Source organism: Streptomyces sp. NPDC058701 (genome assembly GCF_042715295.1).
In the GTDB taxonomy this organism is placed as follows: Bacteria; Actinomycetota; Actinomycetes; order Streptomycetales; family Streptomycetaceae; genus Streptomyces.
Genome location: NZ_JBHXSY010000036.1, coordinates 39,557 through 62,160, shown reverse-complemented (window position 1 = coordinate 62,160; position 22,604 = coordinate 39,557). Strand labels below are relative to the sequence as shown.

Here is a 22,604-nt window from a genome sequence, read left to right as displayed (position 1 = left end):
GCCGCTGGCAGGGCAGGGCCTTGCCGATTCCCGTACCGCGAGCACGTGTCACAGGTGGCCGGAAACCCGGACAACAGGGATCGGTACTCCGGCCATTTCAAGCCAGATAGCAAAGACCCTTGACACGGAGATTGGTCTGGACCAACTTGGCACCGCAGGCCTTCAGTCGCCCTCCCCCACGCGGCCCGCACCCTCCCCACCCCTTCACTCCCCCCACCGGAGCCCACGTGAACCGCATACGCTCCCTCGCCCTGCTGGGCGCCGCCACGCTCACCGCGGGCGGCCTGACCGCCCTCGCCGCCGGTACCGCGCAAGCCGCGGACATCAACGTCGCCCGCAACGGGGGCTTCGAGTCCGGGCTCGCCAACTGGTCCTGTTCCGGCGGGAGCGGCGCCGTCGTCTCCTCCCCGGTGCACGCCGGGGCCGGCGCCCTCCGGGCCACCCCGGCCGGGTCCGACAACGCGCGCTGCAGCCAGACCGTCACGGTCAAGCCGAACTCGACGTACACGCTGAGCACCCAGGTCCAGGGCAGCTACGTCTACCTCGGCGCGACCGGGACCGGCACCCAGGACGTCTCCACCTGGACCCCCGGGTCCGGCTCCGGCTGGCAGAAGCTCTCCACCACCTTCTCCACCGGCCCGAACACCACCCAGGTCACCGTCTTCACGCACGGCTGGTACGGCCAGCCCGCCTACCTCGTCGACGAGTTCAGCGTCTTCGGTCCGGACGGGGGCGGCGGGACCGACCCAGGCCCGGGCATCCCCGGCTCCCCCGCAGGGACCGCCGTTTCCGGCCAGAGCGCGAGCGGTCTCACCCTTTCGTGGAACGCCGTGAGCGGAGCGGCCGGCTACCACGTGTACCAGGACGGCGTCCGCGTCCAGTCCGTCGCGTCGCCCTCCGCCCAGATCACCGGGCTCGCCGCCGCCACCTCGTACTCCTTCCAGGTGAGCGCCCACAACGCGGCGGGCGAGGGCCCCCGGTCCGCCGCGGTGACCGGCACCACCACCGGGGGCGGCGGGAACCCCGACCCGAACCCGTCGGTGCCCAAGCACGCGCTGACCGGCTACTGGCAGAACTTCAACAACGGCGCCACCGTCCAGAGGATCTCCGACGTCTCGGCGCAGTACGACATCATCGCCGTCTCCTTCGCCGACGCCACGGCCACGCCGGGCGCCATCACCTTCAACCTCGACTCGGCCGGGCTGAACGGCTACACCGTCGCCCAGTTCAAGGCCGACATCGCCGCGAAGAAGACGGCGGGCAAGTCCGTCATCCTCTCCGTCGGCGGGGAGAAGGGCACGATCACGGTCAACGACTCGGCCTCCGCGAACAACCTCGCGAACTCCGCCTGGGCGCTGATGCAGGAGTACGGGTTCACCGGGATCGACATCGACCTGGAGAACGGCATCAACCCGACCTACATGACGCAGGCGCTGCGCTCGCTGTCGCAGAAGGCCGGCCCCTCGCTGGTCATCACCATGGCCCCGCAGACCATCGACATGCAGTCCACGGCCGGCGGCTACTTCAAGACGGCGCTGAACATCAAGGACATCCTCACCGTCGTCAACATGCAGTACTACAACAGCGGCGCGATGAACGGCTGCGACGGCAAGGTCTACGCGCAGGGCACGGTGGACTTCCTCACCGCGCTCGCCTGCATCCAGCTGGAAGGCGGCCTGGCCCCCTCCCAGGTCGGGATCGGTGTCCCGGCCTCGCCGAGCGGCGCGGGCAGCGGTTACGTCTCCCCGACCATCGTCAACAACGCCCTGGACTGCCTGGCCCGGGGCACGAACTGCGGGACGTTCAAGCCCGCCAAGACCTACCCGGGGCTCCGCGGTGCGATGACCTGGTCGACCAACTGGGACGCCAAGGCGGGTAGTGCCTGGTCCAACGCGGTGGGTCCGAAGGTCCACGCCCTCCCGTAGGCGGTAGGTGTGGGGGTGGCCGGATCGGTTCGGCGGGCACCACGGGCTCTTGACCAGGACATGCCACAAGAGCACGCTGTGCGCGTCCGCACGGCTACCCCCACACTCCCCACCCAGGAGAACGCATGCGGCTCCACACCCGCCGGAGGGCTGCCGTCACGGCCGCCCTGCTGGCGCTCGCGCTCGGCGCGCCCGCGTACGGAATGAGCGCCACGGCCTCGCCACCGGCCGCTCCGTCCACCGCCACCCAGGACGAGGCGATCGTCCAGTACCGGATCCACGGGCCGTCCACGGTCACCGACCGCACGGCCCTGCTCCGCACCGGGGTGTCGATCGACGAGGTGGACGACCACACCGTCGTCGTCAGCGCCGACACCATGCAGGCCAAGAGCCTTCGCAGGCTCGGCTACGAGCTCACGGCCCTCCCCGGGCCGCCCGACCGCTCACTGCCCGGGATCGCGTCGGGCACGATGGACTTCCCCTCGGCGGACTCCCGCTACCACAACTACGCCGAGGCCAGCGCGGAGATCGACCAGCGCATCGCCCAGTACCCCTCGATCATGAGCAAGCGGGTCATCGGGAAGTCGTACCAGGGCCGCGACCTCGTCGCCATCAAGATCAGCGACAACGTCGCGACCGACGAGGCCGAGCCCGAGGTCATGTTCACCGCGCACCAGCACGCCCGCGAGCACCTGACCGTGGAAATGGCCCTGTACCTCCTCAAGGAGCTGGGCTCCAAGTACGGCAGCGAGTCCCGGGTCACCAACGCCGTCAACGGCCGCGAGATCTGGATCATCCCGGACCTCAACCCGGACGGCGGCGAGTACGACATCGCCACCGGCTCCTACCGCTCCTGGCGCAAGAACCGCCAGCCCAACTCCGGCTCCTCCTACGTCGGCACCGACCAGAACCGGAACTGGAACTACAAGTGGGGCTGCTGCGGCGGCTCCAGCGGCAGCAAGAGCTCCGAGACCTACCGCGGCGCGGCCGCCGAGTCGGCGCCCGAGGTGAAGGTGGTCTCCGACTTCGTCCGCAGCCGGGTGATCGGCGGCAAGCAGCAGATCAAGGCCTCGATCGACTTCCACACCTACAGCCAGCTGGTGCTCTGGCCCTTCGGCTGGACGTACAACGACACCGCGCCCGGCCTGACCGCCGACGACCTCGCCGTCTTCAAGAAGATCGGTACGGGCATGGCGGCGAGCAACGGCTACACGCCGCAGCAGTCGAGCGACCTCTACATCACGGACGGGACGATCGACGACTGGCTGTGGGGCAGCCAGAAGATCTTCGCCTACACCTTCGAGCTGTACCCGGCGAGCGCGGGCGGCGGCGGTTTCTACCCGCCCGACGAGGTCATCGACCGCGAGACGTCGCGCAACAAGGAGGCCGTCCTCCAGCTGCTGGAGAACGCGGACTGCATGTACCGCTCGATCGGCAAGGAGGCGCAGTACTGCGCCTGACGGCGGCCTGACGGCGGCCCGGGCACGGCCTGACCGCGGCCCGGACACGGCCTGACCGCCACGTGACCGGGGCGCCTCACCGCCAGGGGGGCGCCCCTCCCGCGCGCCGCGCGGGGCGGCGCCCCCGGCCGCCGCCGGGGCGCGTCCTCAGCCCAGGACGGCCAGGGCGTCGATCTCGACGAGCAGCCCGGCCGGCAGGCCCACGTAGACCGTGGTCCGGGCGGCGGGGGCCTCCTTCAGGCCCTGCTCCTCGAAGTAGGCGTTGTAGATGCCGTTCATCTCGGCGAAGTGGTCCGTGTCCGTGAGGTAGACGCGGATCATCATCACGTCGTCCCAGTCGGCGCCGCCCGCCTCCAGGACCGAGCGGACGTTCTCCAGCGTCTGGAGGGTCTGCTCGCGCAGGGTCGGCCCCGCGGGCGTCGGCGGCTGCCCGTCGACGTGCGGGAGGAAGCCGACCTGACCGGCGACCTGGAGGATGTTGCCCTTGCGCACGCCGTGCGAGAACCTCGCCGGCGGCGTGGTGTGCGTACCCGGGGTGAGGGCGGTCTTGGCGGTCGTGTCGCTCATGCGGGGTCCCTGTTCGGATCGGAGCCGGAGCCGGAGTACTCCTGGCTGATGGTGTCGGCGGTGCGCAGGACCAGGGGCCGCAGTTCGAGGAGCGCCTCGGCGGCGACCACCACGCCGGGCGCGGACACCGACAGCGCGGCGACGACGCGCCCGTCCGGCCCGTACACGGGCGCCCCCAGGCAGTTGATGGACTCCTCGTGGCCGCCGAGGTCGGTGGCCCAGCCCTGCTCCCGTACGAGGTCCAGCTCGCGCAGGAAGGCCTGCGCGTCGGGGGTGGAGCGGGAGGTGTAGCGGGGGTACTCGATCCGGTCCGCGAGCGCCCGCCGCTCGGCCTCGGGGAGGTCGGCCAGCAGCAGCTTGGCGACGGCGGCGACCGTGAGGGGGACGGGCTTGCCGATGCGGGAGTACATGCGGACCGGGTAGCGGCTGTCGACCTTGTCGATGTAGACGACCTCGTCGTCCTGGTGCAGGGCGAGGTGGACGGTGTGCCCGGTGGTCCGGTTCAGCTCCACCAGGTGCGGGTGGGCGATCTCGCGGACGTCGAGGTTCTCGATGGCCTCGGCGGCCAGCGCGAACAGGCTCGCGCCGAGGCGGTAGCGGCCGTCGGGCTGGCGGTAGGCCAGCCCGTGGGCGTGCAGGGTCCGCAGCAGCCGCAGGGCGGTGCTCTTGTGCACGCCGAGCGCGTCGGCCACCGCACCGAGCCCGGCGGGTCCCCGCGCGAGCAACGGCAGGATCCCGAGCGCCCTCTCCACCGACTGGCTCATGCGGCCCCTTCCCGTACGTTCACGACAAGCCCCGCCCATCCCGGCCCCGCCAGGGGCACCTCCCAGCGGTAGCTGGGGGAGTTCGAGGCGCGGGGTCCGGGGCGGAGCCCCGGGACGTTGACCCGTCGTCATGCGGGATGTTAGACAGCATGCAGCACGATTCGCAACGATCGTTGCGCACATCGCAACGTAACCGGGAGGCACCCGCATGGCCAGCGCCAGCGACCCCGTCAAGGACCTCGCCGACGAGCCGGTGGACCACCGGTTCAAGGGCCTCCCCCCGGACGCCCAGGCCGCCGGCCTCACCGTGGGCGGGCTCGCCGCGCAGCGCCGCGATCTGTACACCGGCGGGTTCACCACCCCCGTGCTGACCCTCGACGCCGACGCGCTGGAGCGCAACCTCACGGCGCTGGGCACCTACGCCGCCCGGCACGCGCTGGCCTTCGCGCCCCACGGCAAGACATGCATGTCCCCGCAGCTCTTCCACCGCCAGCTCGACCACGGTGCCTGGGGCATCACCGCCGCCGTCCCCCACCAGGCCCGCGTCTACCGCGCCTTCGGCATCCGGCGGATCTTCCTCGCCAACGAGCTCGTCGACCCCGCCGCCCTGCGCTGGGTCGCCGCCGAACTCGCCGCCGACCCCGCCTTCCGCTTCGTCTGCTACGTCGACTCCGTGCGCGGGGTGCACCTGATGGACCGCGCCCTCCAGGGGCAGCCGGCCGTCGTGGACGTGGTCGTGGAGCTCGGCGCCGGCGAGGGGGCCCGTACCGGCGCCCGCACGGACGAGGACTGCCGCGCCGTCGCCGACGCCGTGGCCGCCACGGACACCCTGCGCCTCGTCGGCGTCGCCGGGTACGAGGCCGAGGTCCCGGGCGCCGACGGGGACACCGTCCACGCCTACCTGCGCCGCCTGACCTCCCTCGCCGTCGAGTTCGACAAGGCCGGGCGGTTCCCCGCGGACCTGGACGAGATCGTCGTCAGCGCCGGCGGCTCCGCCTGGTTCGACGCCGTCGCCGACGTCTTCGCCGCGCTCCCCGCGCTCTCGCGCCCGGTGCTGAAGCTGCTGCGCTCCGGCGCGTACGTCTCCCACGACCACGGCTGGTACACCCGTCTGACGCCCTTCAACCGGGTCCCGGAGGAGGGCGGGCTGCGTCCCGCGTTCCGCCTGTGGACCCAGGTGGTCTCCCGCCCCTCCCCCACGCAGGCGTTCGTCAACGCCGGCAAGCGCGACGTCGCCTACGACCTGGGCCTGCCGGAGGCCGAGCTGGTCCGCGACGCGCGGGGCGGGACCGAGCGGCCCGCGACCGGGGTCCGCGTGGTGAAGCTGTCCGACCAGCACACCTGGCTGGAGACCGACTCCGCCGGGGACCTGGAGGTCGGCGACTGGGTGGCGCTCGGCATGTCCCACCCGTGCACGATCTTCGAGAAGTGGCCGCTGATCCCGGTCGTGGAGGCCGACGGCACGGTCACCGACTACGTCCGCACCTTCTTCTAGGCCGCGGCCCCGTGGACCTCGTCATCCGGGGGGCCCGCGTCGTCGACGGCACGGGCGGGCCCTCGTACACGGCCGACGTCGGCGTGCACGGGGGCCGGATCGCCGCGATCGGCCGGATCCCGGGCGGCGGACGCCGCACGCTCGACGCCCACGGCCTCGCCCTCGCCCCCGGCTTCGTCGACATGCACGCCCACAGCGACCTGGCCCTGCTCCGCGACCCGGACCACAGTGCGAAGGCCGCCCAGGGCGTCACCCTCGAAGTCCTGGGCCAGGACGGCCTGTCGTACGCGCCCGCCGACGACCGCACCCTCGCCGGGGTCCGGGCGGCCATCGCGGGCTGGAACGGCCCGGGGGACGACGTCGACTTCGACTGGCGCACCGTCGGCGGCTACCTCGACCGCCTCGACCGCGCCCACGGGGGCCGCGGGATCGCCGTGAACGCCGCGTACCTCGTCCCCCAGGGCACGGTCCGCGCGTACGCCGTCGGCTGGGACGACCGGCCGGCCACCGCGGCCGAGCTGGAGCGGATGCGGGAGCTCGTCGACGAGGGTCTGGCCCAGGGCGCGGTCGGCATGTCCTCCGGACTCACCTACACCCCCGGCATGTACGCCGACGGCGCCGAACTGACCGAACTGTGCCGGGTGGTGGCGCGGCGCGGCGGCTACTACTGCCCGCACCACCGCAGTTACGGCCACCGCGCCCTCGACGCGTACGCCGAGATGGTCGAGCTGACCCGGGAGGCCGGCTGCGCGCTGCACCTCGCGCACGCCACGATGAACTTCGGCGAGAACGAGGGCCGGGCCCCCGAACTCCTCGCGCTCCTCGACGCGGCCCTGGCCCGGGGCTGCGACATCACCCTCGACAGCTACCCGTACACCCCCGGCTGCACCACCCTGGTCGCCCTGCTGCCCAGCTGGGCGAACGAGGGCGGCCCCGAGGCGGTGCTGGCCCGGCTGCGCGACGACGCCGTGGCCGCCCGGATCCGCCGCGCCCTGGAGGTCGAGGGGGCCGACGGCTGTCACGGGGTGCCCGTCGACTGGTCGACGATCGAGATCTCGGGCGTCGGGGACCCGGCCCTCGCCGCCGCGCACGTCGGCCGGCGCGTCGACGGCTGGGACACCGCCCGGCGGCTGCTGCTGGACGACCGGCTCGCGCCGACGATCCTCCAGCACGTCGGCCACGAGGACAACGTCCGGGCGATCATGCGCCACCGGGTCCACACGGGCGGCTCCGACGGCATCCTCCAGGGCGCGAAGCCGCACCCGCGCGCCTACGGCACCTTCCCGCACTACCTCGGTCACTACGTCCGCGAACTGGGGGTGCTGACGCTGGAGGAGTGCGTCGCGCACCTCGCCGGCCGCCCGGCGGCCCGGCTGCGGCTGCCCGACCGGGGCCTGGTCCGGGAGGGCTTCCGGGCGGACCTCGTCCTCTTCGACCCGGCCACGGTCGCGGCCGGTTCCACGTACGAGCGTCCGCGCGTCCTGCCGACCGGGATCCCGTACGTGTTCATCGACGGACGGCCGGTGATCCACGAGGGCCGCCGCACGGACGTCCTCGCAGGTCGGTCGGTACGCCGCAGCCCCGCGCCGGCCCCCGTCCGACCCCTACGATGAACGGCATGGTCGCCTTCACCCTCGCCGCGCTCTTCTTCCTCTCCTTCTGCGTCAGTGCCCGCCACGACCGCCGCGGGTTCCGCAACGCCGTCCTGCTCGGCCTGACGTTCATCACCCTGTCGTCCGCCCTGCTCCTCCAGGTGGACGAGCTGCCCGGCTGGGCCGCGCTGCTCGTCCTGCTGGTGGTGTTCGGCCTGCCCGCCCTCGGCATCCTGGCGCTGGGCGTCTTCCTCGTCGCCAACGGCGTGACCATGGTCCGCAAGGAGGGCGCCTACCTGCCCAACCTGCTGTCGATGCTGGCGGGTCTGGGGATCTTCGCGGTGCTCGCGCTGGTGGCCGCCGCGGGGGCCTTCGACTCGACCGCGGTGACCGGCGTCGCGGCGGTCGTCAGCGCGGTGGCCGCCTACGTCTCCTTCATCTTCATGTGCTTCCTCGGCTACGCCTACCTGTACGGCCGGATCAAGGTCCGCGGCGACGTCGACCACGTGGTCATGCTCGGCTCGGGCCTGGTCTGCGGTGACCAGGTGCCGCCGCTGCTGGCCTCGCGGCTGCGCAAGGGCAGGCAGATCTACGCGGCGCAGCTGGCCCGCGGCGGCCGCCCGCCGGTGCTGCTGGTCTCCGGCGGCAAGGGGAGCGACGAGAAGGTGTCCGAGGCCCGGGCGATGGCGGACTGGCTGATCGCGGACGGCGTCCCGGCGGAGCACGTCGTGCTGGAGGAGCGGTCGACGACGACCGAGGAGAACATGCAGTTCAGCCGGGAGCTCATGAGCGCGGACGACCCCGGCTACCGGTGCGTGGTGGTCACCAACAACTTCCACGCCTTCCGGGCCGCGATGATGGCCCGCAAGGCGGGCGTCAACGGCCAGGTGGTGGGATCGCCGACGGCCCGGTACTTCTGGCCGAGCGCCACCCTGCGCGAGTTCGTCGCGGTGTTCTGGGAGCACCGGACCGTGAACCTGGGCATCTGCGGGGTGATGGTCGCGGCCGGGGTGGCGGCGACGTTCGCCTCCTGACCCGCAGGGGCCGGGCGGACCTCGCTCCCGGGCGGGCGGACCTGCGTTCCGCCGGGGCCCGGACGCGCGGGCGGGGGCGCCGTGACTCCCCCCTTGGCAGCCACGGCGCCCCCTGTCCCCGGGTGGGGAGCGCCGGTCAGACGCGCTGCCAGAGCGCGGGGACGACCGGCGGCTCCCAGCCCGTCTGGGCCTGATGCCCCTGGAGGCACCGGTAGGTCGCGCCGCCGTGGGTGACGGAGGCGCCGGTCGCGTAGACCGTGCCCGCCTTCCAGGTGCCGCCCGGCTCGGGGTCGCCGGGACCGGGGCCGGGCCCCGGGCCGCTGCCCGTGGTCTTGAGGGTGAGGCCGTACGCGGACAGGATCGGGTTCAGCGGCTGGAAGAAGGTGGTGCCGCCGCTGGAGCAGTTCCCGGAGCCGCCCGAGGTGACGCCCTGGGCCTGGCTGCCGGAGATGTAGGAGCCGCCGGAGTCGCCGGGCTCGGCGCAGACCGTCGTGCGGGTCACGCCCGAGATGGTGCCCTCGGGGTAGGTGACGCTGGTGTTGTGCTGCTGGACCGTTCCGCAGTGCCAGCCGGTGGTCGAGCCGGAGCGGCAGACGGAGGCTCCGACGGGCTGCAGCACCGAGCCGGTGACCTGCACGTTCGCGCCGCCGCTGCCCTTGACGTACGGGGTGGCGGTCCACTGGGCGTTCGTCGCGACCCAGGCCATGTCGTTGCCGGGGAAGACCGAGGCCTGGAAGGACCCCTGGGCGACCTGGTTGAAGCCGCTGGTCGTGGTGCCGGCGCGGCCGCAGTGTCCGGCGGTGGCGAAGCCGTTCACCGTGCCCTTGGTGACGGGGAAGCCGACGGAGCAGCGCCCGCTGCCGTTCATGTAGTAGGCGTCGCCGCCGCGCAGGTCGTACAGCGGCCGCGGGGCCTCGGCCGTGCGGACCACGGTGACCAGGGCCGGGTCGGTGCCGGTGGCGGCCAGCAGCCGGGCCGCGGCGCCCGCCCGGGTCTCCTCGACGACCAGGCGGTTCGTGCGCGGGTCGGCGTACCGGACCGGGGTGGAAGCGTCGGCGGCCCGGTCCAGTACCGCCTTGGCGGCGTCCAGGTCGGCCAGGGTCCGGGTGACGACGGCGGCCCGGGCCCCGGTGGCCCGTATCGCGGCGGCGTCGGCGGCCCGGGTGGTGGCCACGGTGAGGGTGGCGGCGTCGGCGCCGTCCACCCAGGCCCCGGCGAAGGCGGCGCCGAGCCGGTCCCGGAGCCGGGCGGCGGTGGCCCCCGCCTCGGCCTCGTGGGCGAGCCGGGCCTTGGCCTGCGTGGGGGTCAGGCCGAGGTCCCGCCGCAGGGCGGCGAGCAGCTCGGAAGGTGCTTCGGCGGTACGGAGGGTGGCGGCGGCGGAGGTGGCGGCGGCGGAGGTGCCCGCGGTGGGGGCCGCGGTCGCGGGGGCGGGGCCGGCGGTGGCGCCGCCCGCCGCGGCCAGCAGCAGCCCGGCGGCGGCCAGGGCGGTACACGCCGCGCGGGCGTGTCGCTTGAGCATGGGGAATCTCCTCGGTTCGGTGGGGGTAACCGAAACCGTAGAAATCCGAACCACCCTGCGGGAGCTGTCGGTTGACCCCTCCCCCGGCGGTATGCCCGGGGCGGGCCGCCGGGGGAGGCCCGCCCCGGGGTGCGTTCATGGGGCGGGCGCCGCAGGATGGCCCCAGGGGGCATCGGAGGAGGTACGCGATGGACAGTGCAGCGGATCAGCAGCCCCAGCAGCCCGACCGGCTCTTCTCGGGCGGTGAGCGGCCGTACGACCCGGAAGACCTCGTGATGGTGCGCGGGATGGAGCCGACTCCGGAGCGGCTCGAGAAGGCACGCCAGATGATCGAGAAGGAGGGTCCGGCGGTCATCGAGCGCTACCTGCCGTAGCGCTCGGCGCGGATGCTGAAGACAGCCCCGGCCCGGGTCGCCCCCGGGCCGGGGCTCTCGCATGCGCCCGCCGGGCCGCCCGCCGCGCGCACCCCACGGGAACGCCGCCCGCACCCGACGGGAACGCCGCCCGCACCCGACCGGAACGGGCACAGGATGTCGGGTCCGGCGGGTCGCCGCCCGCCTAGCGTGGTGAGCACAAGGAACGAAGGGAACCGGACGTGCTGGAGCGACTGAACCGCGCCGTGGAACAGATCGAGGGCGACCTCGCGGGGTCCGTCGACGTGGCGGCCCTGGCGCGCACCGCGGCCACCTCGGAGTACCACCTGCGCCGGATGTTCTCGGCGCTGGCGGGCATGCCGCTGTCGGAGTACGTCCGGCGCCGGCGTCTCACCGTCGCGGGGGCGGACGTGCTCGCCGGGCGGGATCCGCTGCTGGACATCGCGGTGCGCTACGGCTACGGCTCGGGCGAGGCGTTCGCGCGGGCGTTCCGCGCCGTGCACGGCGTCGGGCCCGGCGAGGCGCGCCGCACGGGCTGCGCGCTCGTCTCGCAGCCGCGGTTGACCTTCCGTCTCACCGTCGAAGGGAACAGCAGCATGCAGTACCGCGTCGTGGACAGGCCGGACTTCACCGTGGTCGGCTTCAAGGCCCGGGTCCCCCTGGTCCACCTCGGGCCCAACCAGGGCATCATCGACTTCGTCCGCGGTCTCGACCCGGAGGCCCGCCGGCGCCTGGAGGAGCTCTCCGACCAGGAGCCGCGGGGCGCCGTCGCGGTCTGCGACGACCTGGACCCCGGCCGCGCCGAGGGCACCGAACTCGACTACTACCACGGGGTGATCACCTCCGCCCCGGCCCCCGAGGGCACGGCCGTCCTGCCCGTTGCGGCGGGCACCTGGGCGGTGTTCACCACCTCGGGTCCGGTCCCGGAGGCCCTCCAGTACCTCTGGCGGGACGTGTACGCGCAGTGGTTCCCCTCGAACCCCTACCGCGGCCGGCCCGGCCCGGAGATCCTGCGCACCCGCCTGTCCCCGGACGGGACGCGGGCGGACGCCGAACTGTGGCTCCCCGTGGAGCGGGAGGAGGCCTGACGCGACGGCCGGGGCGGCGGGTGGGCGGGCGTGCGTCAGCCGGTCAGCGAGCCTCGCCGGGAGGTCACAGGCCCGCGAGGTCAGAGGGCCGCGAGGAGGCCAGAGCGCCGGGAGAGGTTCAGAGCTCCGCCAGGAGGTCGTCGAGCGGGGCCGGGACCCGGTCCGGGGCGAGGGCCTCGACCAGCAGGCGGCCGTAGCGGATCTTGCGGCCCTTCTTCGTGCCGAGGAAGCGCCGCAGTTGCTGCGGCCGGGACCGGCCGTGCTGCGCGGGCTGGCGCAGGAAGGTCTGCCAGGCGCGGAGGTCCCCCTCGCCCCCGATGACCTCCTCGACCCGGTCCGTGCCGAGCGCGCGGATCAGCTCGTCCTCCAGGTCGGCCGCGCACACGAAGAAGCCCCGGTACGTCGCCCCGGCCCGCTCCAGGCCCCTTTCGTAGAAGCCCTGTTCGCCCGCGTCGCACAGGCCCGTCAGGCGCAGGCCGAGGCCGGGCGGCCCGAGCAGTCCGGCGTACCGGGCGACGCTCATGGCCCCGCCCATCGACACCACGCACACCCCTTCGGCGGCGAGGTCCCGGCCCCGGGCCCCGGCCAGCGCCTCGACGGCCGCGAGGTCACTCAGCCCCTCCAGCAGCACCGCCGTACGCACCCCCAGCCGCGCGGCGAGGTCACCCGCCGGCCCGCCGGGGCCGCCCGCCGCCCAGCCGTCGACCGCGTTCCGGAACGCCTCTGTGTCCGCCGTGCCCGTCGTGTCCGCCATGCGGCGAGTCTGCCCGGTCAGCGGCGCCACGGCACGGAAGTTTCCCCCGCCCCGGACGCCCCGGACGCCCCGGCCGAGCCGGCGAGGGCCTGCGCGTGCGCGGCCCGGGCGCGCTCCAGTACGTCCGCGGCCCGGCCCGCCGCCCGCGCCGCCGGGTGCCACCCCAGCAGGTGCCGCCACACCAGCGGGGTCCCGGCCAGCGGCCGGGCCACCACCCCCGGGGTGACCGGGAAGGTGGCCCGGCACAGCCCGACCGCCCGCCCGACCTGCACGAGGTGCACGCAGGAGGCGGTGTCGGTCTCGTAGACGCACGCGGGCGTGAACCCGGCCCGTACGCACGCCGCCGCGAAGCAGTCCCCGAAGCACCCGTCGCCCGGCACGTCCGTCCAGGCCTCGGCGGCCAGTTCCGCCAGGTCGATCTCCCGCCGGGCGGCCAGCGGATGGTCCTCGGCGAGCATCACGTACACCGCGTCCCGCGCCACCTCCATCCAGGCCAGGCGCCCCGGCTCCGGCGGCGCGCTCTCCCCGCAGACCCCGACCAGCGCGAAGTCCAGGCGCCCGTCGGCGACGCCCCCGGCGACGTCCTTCTCGGACCAGGAGGTGTACGTGGTCACCGGCACCCCGGGCTCCTCGCGGGCCAGCCGGTCCACGAGCCCGCCGAGCAGCGGTCCGTGCGTCCCGCCGAGCCGGTACCCGTCCGCCCCCTGCCGGGCGAACCGCACCGCCTCCTCCTGGAGTTCGCACACCGCGGGCAGCACGACGCGGGCCCGGTCCAGCACCAGTTCCCCGAGCGGGGTGACCCGTACGCCCTCCCGGCCGCGCACGAACAGCGCCCCGCCCAGTGCCCGTTCGATCCGCTTCAGCTGCGTGCTGAGAGCGGGCTGCGCGATCCCCAGCGCGGTGGCGGCCCGCGTCAGGCTGCCGGCGTCCGCCACGGCCCTGACGATCTTGAGGTGCCTCAGCTCCAGGTCCATGCCACGAGCTTGGTTCAGACCAGTGGGCGGGCGCTACGGGTCGACCGCATCCAGAATCGGCGCATGCTCGTTAGCCGCCCGGGGGCCACGACCCTAAGGACAGGTGAATGCACGCACTCGACGTCGACTGGGACCACCCCGTGGACCCGCGACCGGGCCCGCAGCTCGACCACGTACGCGCGTACGTCGCCTCCGTCGGCACCGACGGCCACCTCTGGCACGGCGTCCACACGCTCCTCCTCACCACGGTCGGCCGCGCCACCGGCCGCGCCGTCCGCACCCCGCTGGTCTACGGCGAGGACGCGGGCCGCATCATCCTGGTGGCCTCGGGCTACGGCGCCCCGCACCACCCCGCCTGGTACCGCAACCTCACCGCGCACCCCGAGGTCCGCTTCCAGGCCGGCGCGACCCTGCGCCGGGCCACGGCCCACACCGCCGGGCCCGCGGAGCGGGAGACGTACTGGTACCTGATGACGGGCCTGTGGCCCGCGTACGAGGAGGACCAGGCGGCCACCGACCGGGAGATCCCCCTGGTCGTCCTGCGACCGTTCTGACCGCAGCGGCCCGGAGCCCCCGGGGGTGTCGTCGAACTCGCTCCCGCCGGAACGACTTCGACGACACCCCCTAGGCTCCTGCCATGTACGCCACCGAAACGGCCCGCGGCCGCATACGGGCCTGGACCGCGCTCCCGTCCCCCGGCGGGGCGTGGTTCGCCTTCGCCACGGTCCTCGCGGTCATGGTCCCGCTGTGGCTGCTGACCGTCCTGGTCACCGAGGTCTCGGAGCACGTCGAACGCTGCTCGCACGGCATGATCGGCCCCGGCGGCGAATTCCGCGTGGAGGGCACGGTCTTCCCGTACGACGACACCTGCGTGTACCCGGACGGTACGGAGCTGTCGGCGATCGGCGCCCTGGCGTACGTGTGGTGGTTCTTCCAGACCGTCCTGCTCCTGCTGCTGATCGGCGCGTTCGCCCTGGAGTTCGCGCACCTGCGCCGCCCCGGGTCGCGGCGCCGCTTCGGCGTCCTGACCGCCGTCTCGGGAGCACTGGTGGTGGTGGCGTACGCGCTGACCTCCCCGCCGGTCCTGTCGTGCCGGCCCTCGGAGACCGCCGCGCGGACGGCGTTCCCGCCGCAGACGACCTGCTCGGGCCCGCTCGGCACGCGGGACCTGGTCCCCGGCTGGCTGCCCGCGCTGATCACGGTCCTGCTGCCGGCCTTCGCGGCCTCGGCGACGGGAACGGCCTGGCGGCGCCGCGCCGGCCGGGGCCGGTCCTAGGGGGGCTCACGTCACCGTCCGGCGGCACGGCGAGCTCGAACCACACCGCCTTCCCGATCCCGCACTCCCTCGGGTACGCCCCCCAGCCCTCCGCCAGCGCCGCCACGATCCCCAGCCCCCGCCCGGACTCCGCCAGCGGCCGGGGCTCCCGCGGGACGGGCAGCGCCCGATCGGCGTCCAGCACCTCCACCCGCAGCCGCTCCCCGTCGAACCGGCACCGCACCCGGATCTCCCGGCCGGGGACGCGGGCGTGCCGGCAGGCATTGGCCATCAGCTCGCTGAGCAGCAGGACGGCCGTCTCGGCGGTCTCGTCCGGCAGCTTCCACTCCCGGGCCTGGGCGGCGAGGCGGGCACGGGCGCGGGGGACGCTGATGGGCGCGCGGGGATAGCGCCACTCGATGGGGTGATCCATGGTCCATACGGTGGCGGCCGGGGTAGGGGCCGGGCGAGCAACAGCGCGTAGACGGGGGTCGTTTGTACACGCGCGGTACCGGTGGCAGAAGGGGGGAGGGACCGATGACCGAGGCATGGCGGTACGGCGGCAACCAGGTCAGGCTGTGGCGCACCGAAGCGGGCAAGAGCCGGGAGGAGCTGGCGGAGGAGGCGAACTACGACCCGGAGACGGTCAAGTCGATGGAACTGGGCCGCAGACGCCCGACGATGCAGCTGCTCCGGGCGGCGGATCAACTGTTCGGGGCGGGCGGCAAACTGGTGGCGGCGGCCGAGTACATGAAGCCGGAGCCGTTCCCGAAACGATCCGAGGAGTTCATGGCGGCGGAGGCGGAGTGCCTGGCCTTCAACAACTACGAACCGCTGCTCATCCCGGGTCTGCTCCAGAGCAAGGAATACATGCTGGCGTTGATGAACGACGCCACTCCGCCCATGGACGCCGAGACAATCGAGGAACGCGTCGGGAAGCGCTTGCAGCGTCAGGAGGCCATGGCCCGCCGCATCAAGACGCTCTACAGCTTCATCATCGCGGAGGGTGCGTTGCGCACGCAGGTGGGCGGCGCAGAGCTCATGCGCCGACAGATGGACCTGCTCCTGAAACTGAACGAATTGCGCAACGTATTCGTCCAGGTCCTGCCCACCGGCCATGCCTGCGGAGCAGCGCTCCACGGCCCGGTCGTCCTTCTGGAAACACCCGAACACAAGCTGTGGGCTTGGGCTGAAGGCCAGGAGACCAGCGCGATGTACTGCACCCCTGACAAGGTCAGCGCCCTCACCCAGACGCATGGCATGATCCGCATGAACGCCCTCAGCGCTGCGGAGTCGGCGGAGTTCATCAAGAGAGTCGCGGAGGAGCTATGAGGAACGATCTGACGTGGTTCAAGTCCAGCTACAGCGACGCGCAAGGCAGCAACTGCATCGAAGTCGCTCTTGATTGGCACAAGTCCACGTACAGCGACGCGCAAGGTAGCGACTGCGTCGAGGTCGCCGCCTGCGCCCACACCGTCCACGTCCGGGACTCCAAGCTCGGTGCGGCCGGGCCCCGGTTCTCCGTGCCGGCGGATGCCTGGGGCGCGTTCCTCGGCGGGGTCGCCACCCGTTCGGGGGATTGATCACCGTAACGGTGGCCTGACGGCTTCCTGAACCGCTACCAACAGAGCGGGGAAGGGGGACGGTTGAACACGAACACCCGCGAGCTGGACCAAGTCCGGCGCAGTGAGAACGGGCCGTTCCTGCTCGCGCAGGTACTGGCGGACACCCTCGTGACCATCGGCCGGCCGCGGCAGCCCGATGCGCGCGAGGGCCGCCCGGCCGTGTGCCGGCGCTGCGGCGAGGCCGCGTACTGGCACCGGACCGCGCACGGCCGGTGGGTCCTGATCGAGCCCGGCGCGGCGCCCTGCCACCTCGTACCGGAGGGCAAGCGGTGGCGCATCGCGGGCGACGGCACCGCCCTCAACCTGGGCCGGGCGGTCCCCTCGGACATCTGCCGGGTCAGCCACTTCGACGTGTGCGCTCAGGCCGCCGGCTCCCCGGCGGCGGCCGCGACGGCGCTGTAGGTGCGGCCCCCGGCGTCGTAGTCGCCGAGCGGGGTCATGCCGAAGCCGTCGACGTGGACCCGCCAGGACGGCGCGTTGCCCGCCTCGATGAAGGCGACGACGACCTCGGCGCGCGCCTGCGCCGCCACCGCGACGGCCATCGTGAACAGGCCGCGGGCCACGCCCCGGCCCCGGAAGGCGGCGTCGACCACCACGGGGCCGTACAGCAGCCAGCGCACCCGGCGGAGCGGGCGGTCCTGCCAGCGCAGTACGTCCTGGGCGTCGAGGAGCGCGCGCACCGGCGGGGGCGGGTCCGGGAGGTCCGCCGCCGTCGAGAGGGCGAGGAGCCCGGCCACCCGGCCCGCGTCGTCCGCGACCAGCAGTTCGCCGGCCCGGGCCATGGCGCGCAGCGCCTCTTCGTCGAACGCGCCCTGTACGAAGCCCCTGGTGCGGCGCTGCTCCTCCGTCAGGGCGTCGTGGTGGTTGGCGGCGAAGAGCGCGGCCATGGCCGGTGCGTCGGCTTCGGTGGCGTGTCGGTAGCGCATGCGGCCGATACTGCCCCTCGCCGGGCGCTTGCCGGGACACCTCACCGCACGCTCCGGCCAACTGGCTCAACGGGACGTCCGGGCCGGGCTCACGGGTGGTCGTAGACGGTGACGTCCACGTCGCGTGCGCACATCGCGCCGGTGACGAGGGGTTCGACGCGCCGTTGCGAGCCGGGCCCGTTACGCGGGAGACACCGGCCCGCTTTAATGAATGGCCAGTCATTTATTAATCTGCCCCAGGCAGCGAGGTGAGGACCGTGGCCGGACGCCCCCGCGGCATCGACGACGCGGCGATCCTGCGCGCCGCCGTGCGGGTCATGGGCCGGACCGGGCCCGCGCGGCTGACGCTCGGGACGGTCGCGGACGAGGTCGGGCTGGTGCCGGGGACGCTCTCGCAGCGGTTCGGGTCCAAGCGCGGTCTGCTGCTGGCCGTCGCCGAGCACGGCGTACGGGAGCTCGCGGAGCTGCCGGCGCGGGTCCGGGCCGAGCACTCCTCGCCGCTGGCCGCGCTGGCGGCCCTGACCGCCGGGTCCTGGGACGGGGTGACGACCGCGGAGGAGTACGCGCACCACCTGGCGTTCCTGTGCGCCGACCTCGCGGACCCGGAGTTCCGGCGCCTCGCCCTGGCCTCGCAGCAGGCCGAGGCGGCGGCCGTACGCACCCTGCTGGACGAGGCCGCGGCCGCCGGCGAGCTGCGCCCGGGCACCGATCCGGCCCGACTGGCCCCCGCGGTCCAGGCGGCCGTCGCCGGGGCCGGGCTGCTGTGGGCCGTGGACCGCGAGGGCACCTTCGCGGGGCGCCGGGGCGCCGCGCTCGACGCGGCCCTCGCCCCCTACCGACGAGAGGACACACCGTGAGCACCGCACGCACCGTGAACGCCCGGCGGCGCACTTTCCGTACGGCCGTCACCCTCGGCGTCAGCCTGGACGGCTTCATCGCCCGCGAGGACGGCGACATCGACTGGCTCACCACGCGCGGCGAGGAGGCCGGGGACACCGGCTACGACGCGTTCATGGCCGGGATCGACACGCTCGCGATGGGCCGCAGGACCTACGAGAAGGTGCTGACCTTCGGGTTCTGGCCGTTCGAGGGCAAGCGGGTGATGGTCCTGAGCGCGACGCTGACCGGCGACGACCCGCGGATCACCGTCCACCGCTCCCTGGACGCGCTGCTGGACGCCCTGACCGCCGCGGGCGCCCGCAGCGTCTACGTGGACGGCGGCCGGCTCGTACGGACCTTCCTGCGGGAGGGCCTGCTGGACGAGCTGACGATCACCACCGCGCCCGTCCTGATCGGGTCCGGAGTCCCCTTGTTCGGGGAGCTCGGCGGACGGGACATCGCGCTCACGCTGCGCTCCGCGCGGACCCTGGGCGGGGGCTTCACCCAGGCCACGTACGCCCTCTGAGTCCCCGGACCCGCGGGGTCACGGGGCCGATCCGACGGGGGCGCCGGGCGGGCGGAGGTGACGAGCGCAACACGCTGCGCGGCGCACCTCCCGGCCCCACCCATTCCGCAGGCCGGGACGTGGACCCGACCCCGGATTCCAAGGGTGGACCTCACCCCGACCCACCCATTGCCCGAAACGGTACATTTCACCCTCCGGCCTTCCCTCGGAATGCCGGGGACAGGCCGCACCGGGGCCCCGTAAGCTCCCGTCATGCAGGTGATCCAGTCAACGAAACTCGCCAATGTCTGCTACGAGATCCGCGGACCCGTCCTCGAAGAGGCGATGCGGCTCGAAGCGGCAGGTCATCGCATCCTCAAGCTCAACACCGGCAACCCCGCGGCCTTCGGCTTCGAGTGCCCGCCGGAGATCCTTGAGGACATGCTCCGCAACCTGGGCACGGCCCACGGGTACGGGGACGCGAAGGGGCTGCTCTCGGCGCGCCGCGCGGTCATGCAGCACTACCAGACCAAGGGCATCGCGCTGGACGTCGAGGACGTCTACCTCGGCAACGGCGTCTCCGAGCTGATCCAGATGTCGATGCAGGCGCTGCTCGACGACGGCGACGAGGTACTGGTCCCGGCGCCGGACTACCCGCTGTGGACGGCCTCGGTCTCCCTCGCGGGCGGCACGGCCGTGCACTACCGCTGCGACGAGCAGTCCGACTGGATGCCGGACCTCGCCGACATCGAGCGCAAGGTCACCGACCGCACCCGCGCGATCGTGATCATCAATCCGAACAACCCGACCGGCGCCGTCTACGACGACGAGATGCTGCGCGGGCTCACGGACATCGCGCGCCGCCACAACCTGATCGTCTGCTCGGACGAGATCTACGACCGGATCCTCTACGACGGCACCACGCACACCAACACCGCCGCGATCGCGCCCGACCTGCTGACGCTCACCTTCAACGGGCTCTCGAAGAACTACCGCGTCGCCGGGTTCCGGTCCGGCTGGATGGCGGTCTGCGGCCCGAAGAAGCACGCCGCCTCGTACATCGAGGGCCTCACGATCCTGGCGAACATGCGGCTGTGCGCGAACATGCCCTCGCAGCACGCCGTGGCCACCGCGCTGGGCGGCCGGCAGTCGATCGAGGACCTGGTCCTGCCGGGCGGCCGCATCCTGGAGCAGCGCAACGTCGCGTACGACCTGCTGACGCAGATCCCGGGCGTCACCTGCGTGAAGCCGAAGGGCGCGCTGTACGCGTTCCCGCGCCTGGACCCGTCCGTCTACAAGATCAAGGACGACCGGCAGATGGTCCTGGACCTGCTGCGGGCCGAGAAGATCATGGTCGTGCACGGTACGGGCTTCAACTGGCCCGACCCGGACCACTTCCGCATCGTGACGCTGCCGAACGCGAAGGACCTGGCGGACGCCGTGACGCGCATCGGGAACTTCCTGGACGGATACAGCCAGCCATAGGCGGACCCGGCCGGGCGGCGGGGCCGGGCGGGAGCCCGGTCCGGCCGGTCCCGCACGGGGCGTGCCCACATGTCAGGATCGAACTCAACTTTAGACGCGTTCCAATGTAGGCTGGTCTCCTGACTCACGCAGGAGGCGTCCTCATGTACGAACCGAGCCGCACCAAGTCGGTCGTCCGCGTGGGCGGCAACCGCGCCGGATACCCGCGGAGCAGCCGCAACGAGGCGCTGGACATCCAGCTCGCCGGCCACCTCTCCGCCCTCCTCGCCGTGACGGACGAGCTCGGTCTCGACGATGCCGCCGCCCGCATCGCCGGCCAGGTGGAGCGACTGCGCGGAGCCCAGCCGGCCCGCGCCGCCCTGCACGGGGTCCCGGACACCGCCGCCGCCCTGCACCAGCGGGCCCACGACCTCGCCGCCCGCGCCCTGCTCGTCGCCGCGTCCCGCGCCGACACCACGGCCGCGATCCTCGCCGCCGAGCGCATGGACGCCCACGCCGCCGCCCTGGACTCCATGGACCTGGCCGGCGCCCACTGACGGCCCCGGTCCGGGGCCGCGGAGGCTCCGGACCGGGCGCCACACACCCCGCGGGTCCGCCTCGCGGTGACACCCGCCGCTGATACGGCACATGACCCCCGGGCCGGTAGCCGCGGCCCCCGGTGCGGCCGCGCGGCTACGCCCCTCGCCCCGCTCGCCCCTCTCAGGGAGCCGTCGGGGTGGGTGGCGGGTCCGGGGTGAAGGTGGCCTCCGCGGGCCCGCACCACGGGGTCGACCCCGGTGGCCAGACCGGGCCCAGGGCCTCCGCGTGTTCCGTCGCCGCCGGGGCCACCCCCGGGATCCGGACCAGGGACCGGGCCGTGCGCCCGCCCGGCCGCCCCCGCGCGGAGTCGCGGAACTCCACCGTCACCACGTACGCGCCCGGCCCCTCGACCCGGCCCGCCGCCTCCACCGCGGCCACCACCCGGCGGCTTGCCGGATCGATTCGGCACCCGGTGACCCGTACGTCCTCCAGGGCGGCCCGCGGCGGCGGCGCCGCGGGCGGCCCCCCGCCGCTGGCCCACACGTACAGCGTCAGCGGGGCGAACACCAGCAGCCCGGCCAGCGTCACCAGCCCGACCAGCCAGCCCTGCCACTTCGATGCGCTCACGCCCATGCGACGATCCTCCCGGGCCGCCGCCCCTCCCACCAGCACCCACGGGCCCACACAGCATTTCGAAGTGGGACCGCCTGGACACCTGACGTTCATTCAACCCGCCGTGGAATGTGGGTTTCCGCGAGCACGCTGCACTCGTGAGACGCATCCTAGGAATCCTCCTGGGCCTCCTCCTGATCGGCGGCGTGGCAGCCGTCGTCCTCGCCAGGGGGCAGGACCCAGAACCCACGGCAACGAAGACCGTGCGCGGCGTCATCGGGTCGGAGAAGTCCGAGTTCTTCCGTGACCCCGGCGTCGTCAAAGCCCTCGCCGCACAGGGCTACACCGTGAAGGCCGAAACCTCCGGCTCCTGGGCGATGGACCAACTCGCCCTCGAGGACTACGACTTCGCCTTCCCCAGCAGCAGCGAACCGGCCAGGGAGATCGCGGCCGCGGCGGGCGTGAAGGGCGCCCAGGAGGCGAAGCCCTTCTACTCCCCGCTCGTCGTCATCGCCCGCGCCAACGCCGCCGAGGTCCTCACCGCGGGCGGCCTCGCCAAGCGGACCGGCAAGAACTCCGGGACCCTCCTCATGGGCCCCTTCCTCAAGGCCGCCGGCGAGGACCGCACCTGGCAGCAGCTGACCGGCGCCGCCGCCCACGCCGAGCTGACCGGCACGGTGTTCGTCAAGACCACCGACCCGGCCACGTCGAACTCCGGCGCGCTCTTCCTCGCCGCCGCCTCCACCGTGGCGAACGGCGGCAACCTCGTCGCCGACGACGCCGCCATCGACCGCACCGCGCCCCTGATGCACAAGCTGATCTCCGTCCAGGGAGCCCTGGAGCCCAGCACCGACGCCCCGTTCCGGGCCTTCATCAGCGGCAGCGGCGAACCGCTCATCCTCGTGTACGAGTCCCAGGTCGCGGCCATGCTCCTGCAAGGCCAGCAGCCCCAGGACATGGTCGTGCTCTACCCGGACACCACCGTCAACACCGCGCACACCTTCGTGCCGATCAGCGACGCCGCCCGGGACCTCGGCACCCTCCTCGCCACCGATCCCGGCCTGCGCGACCTGGCCCTGCGCCACGGCTTCCGCCCGCAGGACGGCGTGCCCGCGTTCACCGCGGCCACCGCGCAGCACACCGACTACCTCAACCCGGGGCTGACCGGCATCCGCCAGGTCGGCACCCCGACCGTCAAGAACCTGATGGCGCTGGCCGCGCGCGCCAAGGGCCAGGGGGACACACCGTGACA

At 73.4% G+C, this 22,604-nt stretch carries 25 protein-coding genes; 17 read left to right on the top strand and 8 right to left on the bottom strand.

Annotated elements, in window-relative coordinates:
- The first annotated feature begins 227 nt into the window (after window positions 1-227).
- Window positions 228-1,925: a chitinase gene (locus ACFWW8_RS29460; RefSeq protein WP_386533320.1), complete on the top strand. Its 1,698-nt coding sequence runs from the start codon at window positions 228-230 to the stop codon at window positions 1,923-1,925.
- A gap of 125 nt (window positions 1,926-2,050) precedes the next feature.
- The gene (locus tag ACFWW8_RS29455) at window positions 2,051-3,385 is read left to right on the top strand and encodes a M14 family metallopeptidase (protein WP_386533317.1); all 1,335 of its coding nucleotides are present in this window, start codon (window positions 2,051-2,053) and stop codon (window positions 3,383-3,385) included.
- A 147-nt stretch (window positions 3,386-3,532) separates the two neighbouring features.
- Here ACFWW8_RS29455 and ACFWW8_RS29450 read toward each other — a convergent pair whose 3' ends face one another.
- Together ACFWW8_RS29450 and ACFWW8_RS29445 are read right to left on the bottom strand one after the other, a co-directional pair.
- Complete coding sequence (locus tag ACFWW8_RS29450) at window positions 3,533-3,952, bottom strand: RidA family protein (RefSeq protein WP_386533314.1); 420 nt, start codon at window positions 3,950-3,952, stop codon at window positions 3,533-3,535.
- Window positions 3,949-4,716, bottom strand: coding sequence for an IclR family transcriptional regulator (locus tag ACFWW8_RS29445; RefSeq protein ID WP_386533311.1), 768 nt, complete (start codon window positions 4,714-4,716; stop codon window positions 3,949-3,951). The genes ACFWW8_RS29450 and ACFWW8_RS29445 overlap by 4 nt, the downstream gene beginning before the upstream one ends.
- Before the next feature lie 208 nt (window positions 4,717-4,924).
- On the opposite strand from ACFWW8_RS29445, the gene ACFWW8_RS29440 reads away from it, so the two are divergent.
- Genes ACFWW8_RS29440 through ACFWW8_RS29430 form a run of 3 tightly spaced genes read left to right on the top strand, consistent with a single transcriptional unit; the run spans window position 4,925 to window position 8,837 of the window.
- A complete protein-coding gene (locus ACFWW8_RS29440) occupies window positions 4,925-6,211 on the top strand; it encodes an alanine racemase (protein WP_386533309.1) in 1,287 nt (428 codons plus the stop codon).
- Between the two features lie 11 nt (window positions 6,212-6,222).
- A complete protein-coding gene (locus ACFWW8_RS29435) occupies window positions 6,223-7,824 on the top strand; it encodes an amidohydrolase family protein (protein WP_386533306.1) in 1,602 nt (533 codons plus the stop codon).
- Window positions 7,825-7,829: 5 nt separating this feature from the next.
- Window positions 7,830-8,837 (top strand): YdcF family protein, encoded by a 1,008-nt coding sequence (locus ACFWW8_RS29430; RefSeq protein ID WP_386533304.1) that lies wholly within the window; start codon window positions 7,830-7,832, stop codon window positions 8,835-8,837.
- Window positions 8,838-8,973: 136 nt separating this feature from the next.
- Here the strand turns inward: ACFWW8_RS29430 and ACFWW8_RS29425 are convergent, their stop codons facing one another.
- The gene (locus ACFWW8_RS29425) at window positions 8,974-10,356 is read right to left on the bottom strand and encodes a carbohydrate-binding protein (RefSeq protein WP_386533302.1); all 1,383 of its coding nucleotides are present in this window, start codon (window positions 10,354-10,356) and stop codon (window positions 8,974-8,976) included.
- Between the two features lie 188 nt (window positions 10,357-10,544).
- On the opposite strand from ACFWW8_RS29425, the gene ACFWW8_RS29420 reads away from it, so the two are divergent.
- Entirely contained in the window at window positions 10,545-10,730 is a 186-nt protein-coding gene (locus tag ACFWW8_RS29420) for a hypothetical protein (RefSeq protein WP_386533300.1), read from the top strand.
- A gap of 221 nt (window positions 10,731-10,951) precedes the next feature.
- A complete protein-coding gene (locus ACFWW8_RS29415) occupies window positions 10,952-11,818 on the top strand; it encodes a helix-turn-helix domain-containing protein (RefSeq protein ID WP_386533297.1) in 867 nt (288 codons plus the stop codon).
- Between the two features lie 118 nt (window positions 11,819-11,936).
- Here the strand turns inward: ACFWW8_RS29415 and ACFWW8_RS29410 are convergent, their stop codons facing one another.
- A complete protein-coding gene (locus ACFWW8_RS29410; RefSeq protein ID WP_386533294.1) occupies window positions 11,937-12,572 on the bottom strand; it encodes a TOPRIM nucleotidyl transferase/hydrolase domain-containing protein in 636 nt (211 codons plus the stop codon).
- 17 nt (window positions 12,573-12,589) lie between these two features.
- A complete protein-coding gene (locus tag ACFWW8_RS29405) occupies window positions 12,590-13,546 on the bottom strand; it encodes a LysR family transcriptional regulator (RefSeq protein WP_386533292.1) in 957 nt (318 codons plus the stop codon).
- A gap of 107 nt (window positions 13,547-13,653) precedes the next feature.
- Between ACFWW8_RS29405 and ACFWW8_RS29400 the strand changes: the two genes are divergently transcribed.
- Together ACFWW8_RS29400 and ACFWW8_RS29395 are read left to right on the top strand one after the other, a co-directional pair.
- A complete protein-coding gene (locus ACFWW8_RS29400) occupies window positions 13,654-14,100 on the top strand; it encodes a nitroreductase family deazaflavin-dependent oxidoreductase (RefSeq protein WP_386533289.1) in 447 nt (148 codons plus the stop codon).
- Between the two features lie 83 nt (window positions 14,101-14,183).
- Window positions 14,184-14,822: a hypothetical protein gene (locus ACFWW8_RS29395; protein ID WP_386533286.1), complete on the top strand. Its 639-nt coding sequence runs from the start codon at window positions 14,184-14,186 to the stop codon at window positions 14,820-14,822.
- On the opposite strand, the gene ACFWW8_RS29390 is transcribed toward ACFWW8_RS29395, so the two are convergent.
- Window positions 14,743-15,234, bottom strand: a complete 492-nt coding sequence (locus tag ACFWW8_RS29390; protein ID WP_386533283.1) for an ATP-binding protein — start codon at window positions 15,232-15,234, stop codon at window positions 14,743-14,745. The two genes, ACFWW8_RS29395 and ACFWW8_RS29390, sit on opposite strands and share 80 nt — an antisense overlap.
- Before the next feature lie 104 nt (window positions 15,235-15,338).
- On the opposite strand from ACFWW8_RS29390, the gene ACFWW8_RS29385 reads away from it, so the two are divergent.
- The 3 genes from ACFWW8_RS29385 (at window position 15,339) to ACFWW8_RS29375 (ending at window position 16,828) form a co-directional block, all read left to right on the top strand.
- Window positions 15,339-16,133, top strand: a complete 795-nt coding sequence (locus tag ACFWW8_RS29385) for a Scr1 family TA system antitoxin-like transcriptional regulator (protein WP_386533280.1) — start codon at window positions 15,339-15,341, stop codon at window positions 16,131-16,133.
- Window positions 16,130-16,384: a DUF397 domain-containing protein gene (locus ACFWW8_RS29380; RefSeq protein WP_386533278.1), complete on the top strand. Its 255-nt coding sequence runs from the start codon at window positions 16,130-16,132 to the stop codon at window positions 16,382-16,384. The genes ACFWW8_RS29385 and ACFWW8_RS29380 overlap by 4 nt, the downstream gene beginning before the upstream one ends.
- Before the next feature lie 63 nt (window positions 16,385-16,447).
- Window positions 16,448-16,828: a DUF6083 domain-containing protein gene (locus ACFWW8_RS29375; protein ID WP_386533275.1), complete on the top strand. Its 381-nt coding sequence runs from the start codon at window positions 16,448-16,450 to the stop codon at window positions 16,826-16,828.
- Here the strand turns inward: ACFWW8_RS29375 and ACFWW8_RS29370 are convergent.
- The gene (locus ACFWW8_RS29370) at window positions 16,786-17,352 is read right to left on the bottom strand and encodes a GNAT family N-acetyltransferase (RefSeq protein WP_386533273.1); all 567 of its coding nucleotides are present in this window, start codon (window positions 17,350-17,352) and stop codon (window positions 16,786-16,788) included. The genes ACFWW8_RS29375 and ACFWW8_RS29370 overlap by 43 nt on opposite strands.
- A gap of 257 nt (window positions 17,353-17,609) precedes the next feature.
- On the opposite strand from ACFWW8_RS29370, the gene ACFWW8_RS29365 reads away from it, so the two are divergent.
- From ACFWW8_RS29365 to ACFWW8_RS29350, 4 genes are all read left to right on the top strand, one after another.
- Window positions 17,610-18,209 (top strand): TetR/AcrR family transcriptional regulator, encoded by a 600-nt coding sequence (locus ACFWW8_RS29365; protein WP_386533270.1) that lies wholly within the window; start codon window positions 17,610-17,612, stop codon window positions 18,207-18,209.
- Window positions 18,206-18,757, top strand: coding sequence for a dihydrofolate reductase family protein (locus tag ACFWW8_RS29360; protein ID WP_386533267.1), 552 nt, complete (start codon window positions 18,206-18,208; stop codon window positions 18,755-18,757). Before ACFWW8_RS29365 ends, ACFWW8_RS29360 begins: the two co-directional genes overlap by 4 nt.
- A 252-nt stretch (window positions 18,758-19,009) precedes the next feature.
- Window positions 19,010-20,221 carry a pyridoxal phosphate-dependent aminotransferase gene (locus tag ACFWW8_RS29355; RefSeq protein ID WP_351273347.1) on the top strand — a complete coding sequence of 404 codons (1,212 nt, stop codon included), beginning with the start codon at window positions 19,010-19,012 and terminating at the stop codon, window positions 20,219-20,221.
- Window positions 20,222-20,364: 143 nt separating this feature from the next.
- A complete protein-coding gene (locus ACFWW8_RS29350; RefSeq protein ID WP_386533264.1) occupies window positions 20,365-20,757 on the top strand; it encodes a hypothetical protein in 393 nt (130 codons plus the stop codon).
- Between the two features lie 163 nt (window positions 20,758-20,920).
- On the opposite strand, the gene ACFWW8_RS29345 is transcribed toward ACFWW8_RS29350, so the two are convergent.
- Entirely contained in the window at window positions 20,921-21,367 is a 447-nt protein-coding gene (locus ACFWW8_RS29345; protein ID WP_386533261.1) for a hypothetical protein, read from the bottom strand.
- Window positions 21,368-21,510: 143 nt separating this feature from the next.
- On the opposite strand from ACFWW8_RS29345, the gene ACFWW8_RS29340 reads away from it, so the two are divergent.
- Window positions 21,511-22,602 carry a hypothetical protein gene (locus ACFWW8_RS29340; protein ID WP_386533259.1) on the top strand — a complete coding sequence of 364 codons (1,092 nt, stop codon included), beginning with the start codon at window positions 21,511-21,513 and terminating at the stop codon, window positions 22,600-22,602.
- Window positions 22,603-22,604 lie beyond the last annotated feature (2 nt).

What these genes read in the sequence shown, in the direction of transcription:
- ACFWW8_RS29455 (WP_386533317.1), top strand. Translation starts at nt 2,051, where the DNA reads ATGCGGCTCCACACCCGCCGGAGGGCTGCCGTCACGGCCGCCCTGCTG.
- ACFWW8_RS29450 (WP_386533314.1), bottom strand. Translation starts at nt 3,952, where the DNA reads ATGAGCGACACGACCGCCAAGACCGCCCTCACCCCGGGTACGCACACC.
- ACFWW8_RS29445 (WP_386533311.1), bottom strand. Translation starts at nt 4,716, where the DNA reads ATGAGCCAGTCGGTGGAGAGGGCGCTCGGGATCCTGCCGTTGCTCGCG.
- ACFWW8_RS29440 (WP_386533309.1), top strand. Translation starts at nt 4,925, where the DNA reads ATGGCCAGCGCCAGCGACCCCGTCAAGGACCTCGCCGACGAGCCGGTG.
- ACFWW8_RS29430 (WP_386533304.1), top strand. Translation starts at nt 7,830, where the DNA reads ATGGTCGCCTTCACCCTCGCCGCGCTCTTCTTCCTCTCCTTCTGCGTC.
- ACFWW8_RS29425 (WP_386533302.1), bottom strand. Translation starts at nt 10,356, where the DNA reads ATGCTCAAGCGACACGCCCGCGCGGCGTGTACCGCCCTGGCCGCCGCC.
- ACFWW8_RS29420 (WP_386533300.1), top strand. Translation starts at nt 10,545, where the DNA reads ATGGACAGTGCAGCGGATCAGCAGCCCCAGCAGCCCGACCGGCTCTTC.
- ACFWW8_RS29410 (WP_386533294.1), bottom strand. Translation starts at nt 12,572, where the DNA reads ATGGCGGACACGACGGGCACGGCGGACACAGAGGCGTTCCGGAACGCG.
- ACFWW8_RS29405 (WP_386533292.1), bottom strand. Translation starts at nt 13,546, where the DNA reads ATGGACCTGGAGCTGAGGCACCTCAAGATCGTCAGGGCCGTGGCGGAC.
- ACFWW8_RS29400 (WP_386533289.1), top strand. Translation starts at nt 13,654, where the DNA reads ATGCACGCACTCGACGTCGACTGGGACCACCCCGTGGACCCGCGACCG.
- ACFWW8_RS29395 (WP_386533286.1), top strand. Translation starts at nt 14,184, where the DNA reads ATGTACGCCACCGAAACGGCCCGCGGCCGCATACGGGCCTGGACCGCG.
- ACFWW8_RS29390 (WP_386533283.1), bottom strand. Translation starts at nt 15,234, where the DNA reads ATGGATCACCCCATCGAGTGGCGCTATCCCCGCGCGCCCATCAGCGTC.
- ACFWW8_RS29385 (WP_386533280.1), top strand. Translation starts at nt 15,339, where the DNA reads ATGACCGAGGCATGGCGGTACGGCGGCAACCAGGTCAGGCTGTGGCGC.
- ACFWW8_RS29380 (WP_386533278.1), top strand. Translation starts at nt 16,130, where the DNA reads ATGAGGAACGATCTGACGTGGTTCAAGTCCAGCTACAGCGACGCGCAA.
- ACFWW8_RS29370 (WP_386533273.1), bottom strand. Translation starts at nt 17,352, where the DNA reads ATGCGCTACCGACACGCCACCGAAGCCGACGCACCGGCCATGGCCGCG.
- ACFWW8_RS29355 (WP_351273347.1), top strand. Translation starts at nt 19,010, where the DNA reads ATGCAGGTGATCCAGTCAACGAAACTCGCCAATGTCTGCTACGAGATC.
- ACFWW8_RS29350 (WP_386533264.1), top strand. Translation starts at nt 20,365, where the DNA reads ATGTACGAACCGAGCCGCACCAAGTCGGTCGTCCGCGTGGGCGGCAAC.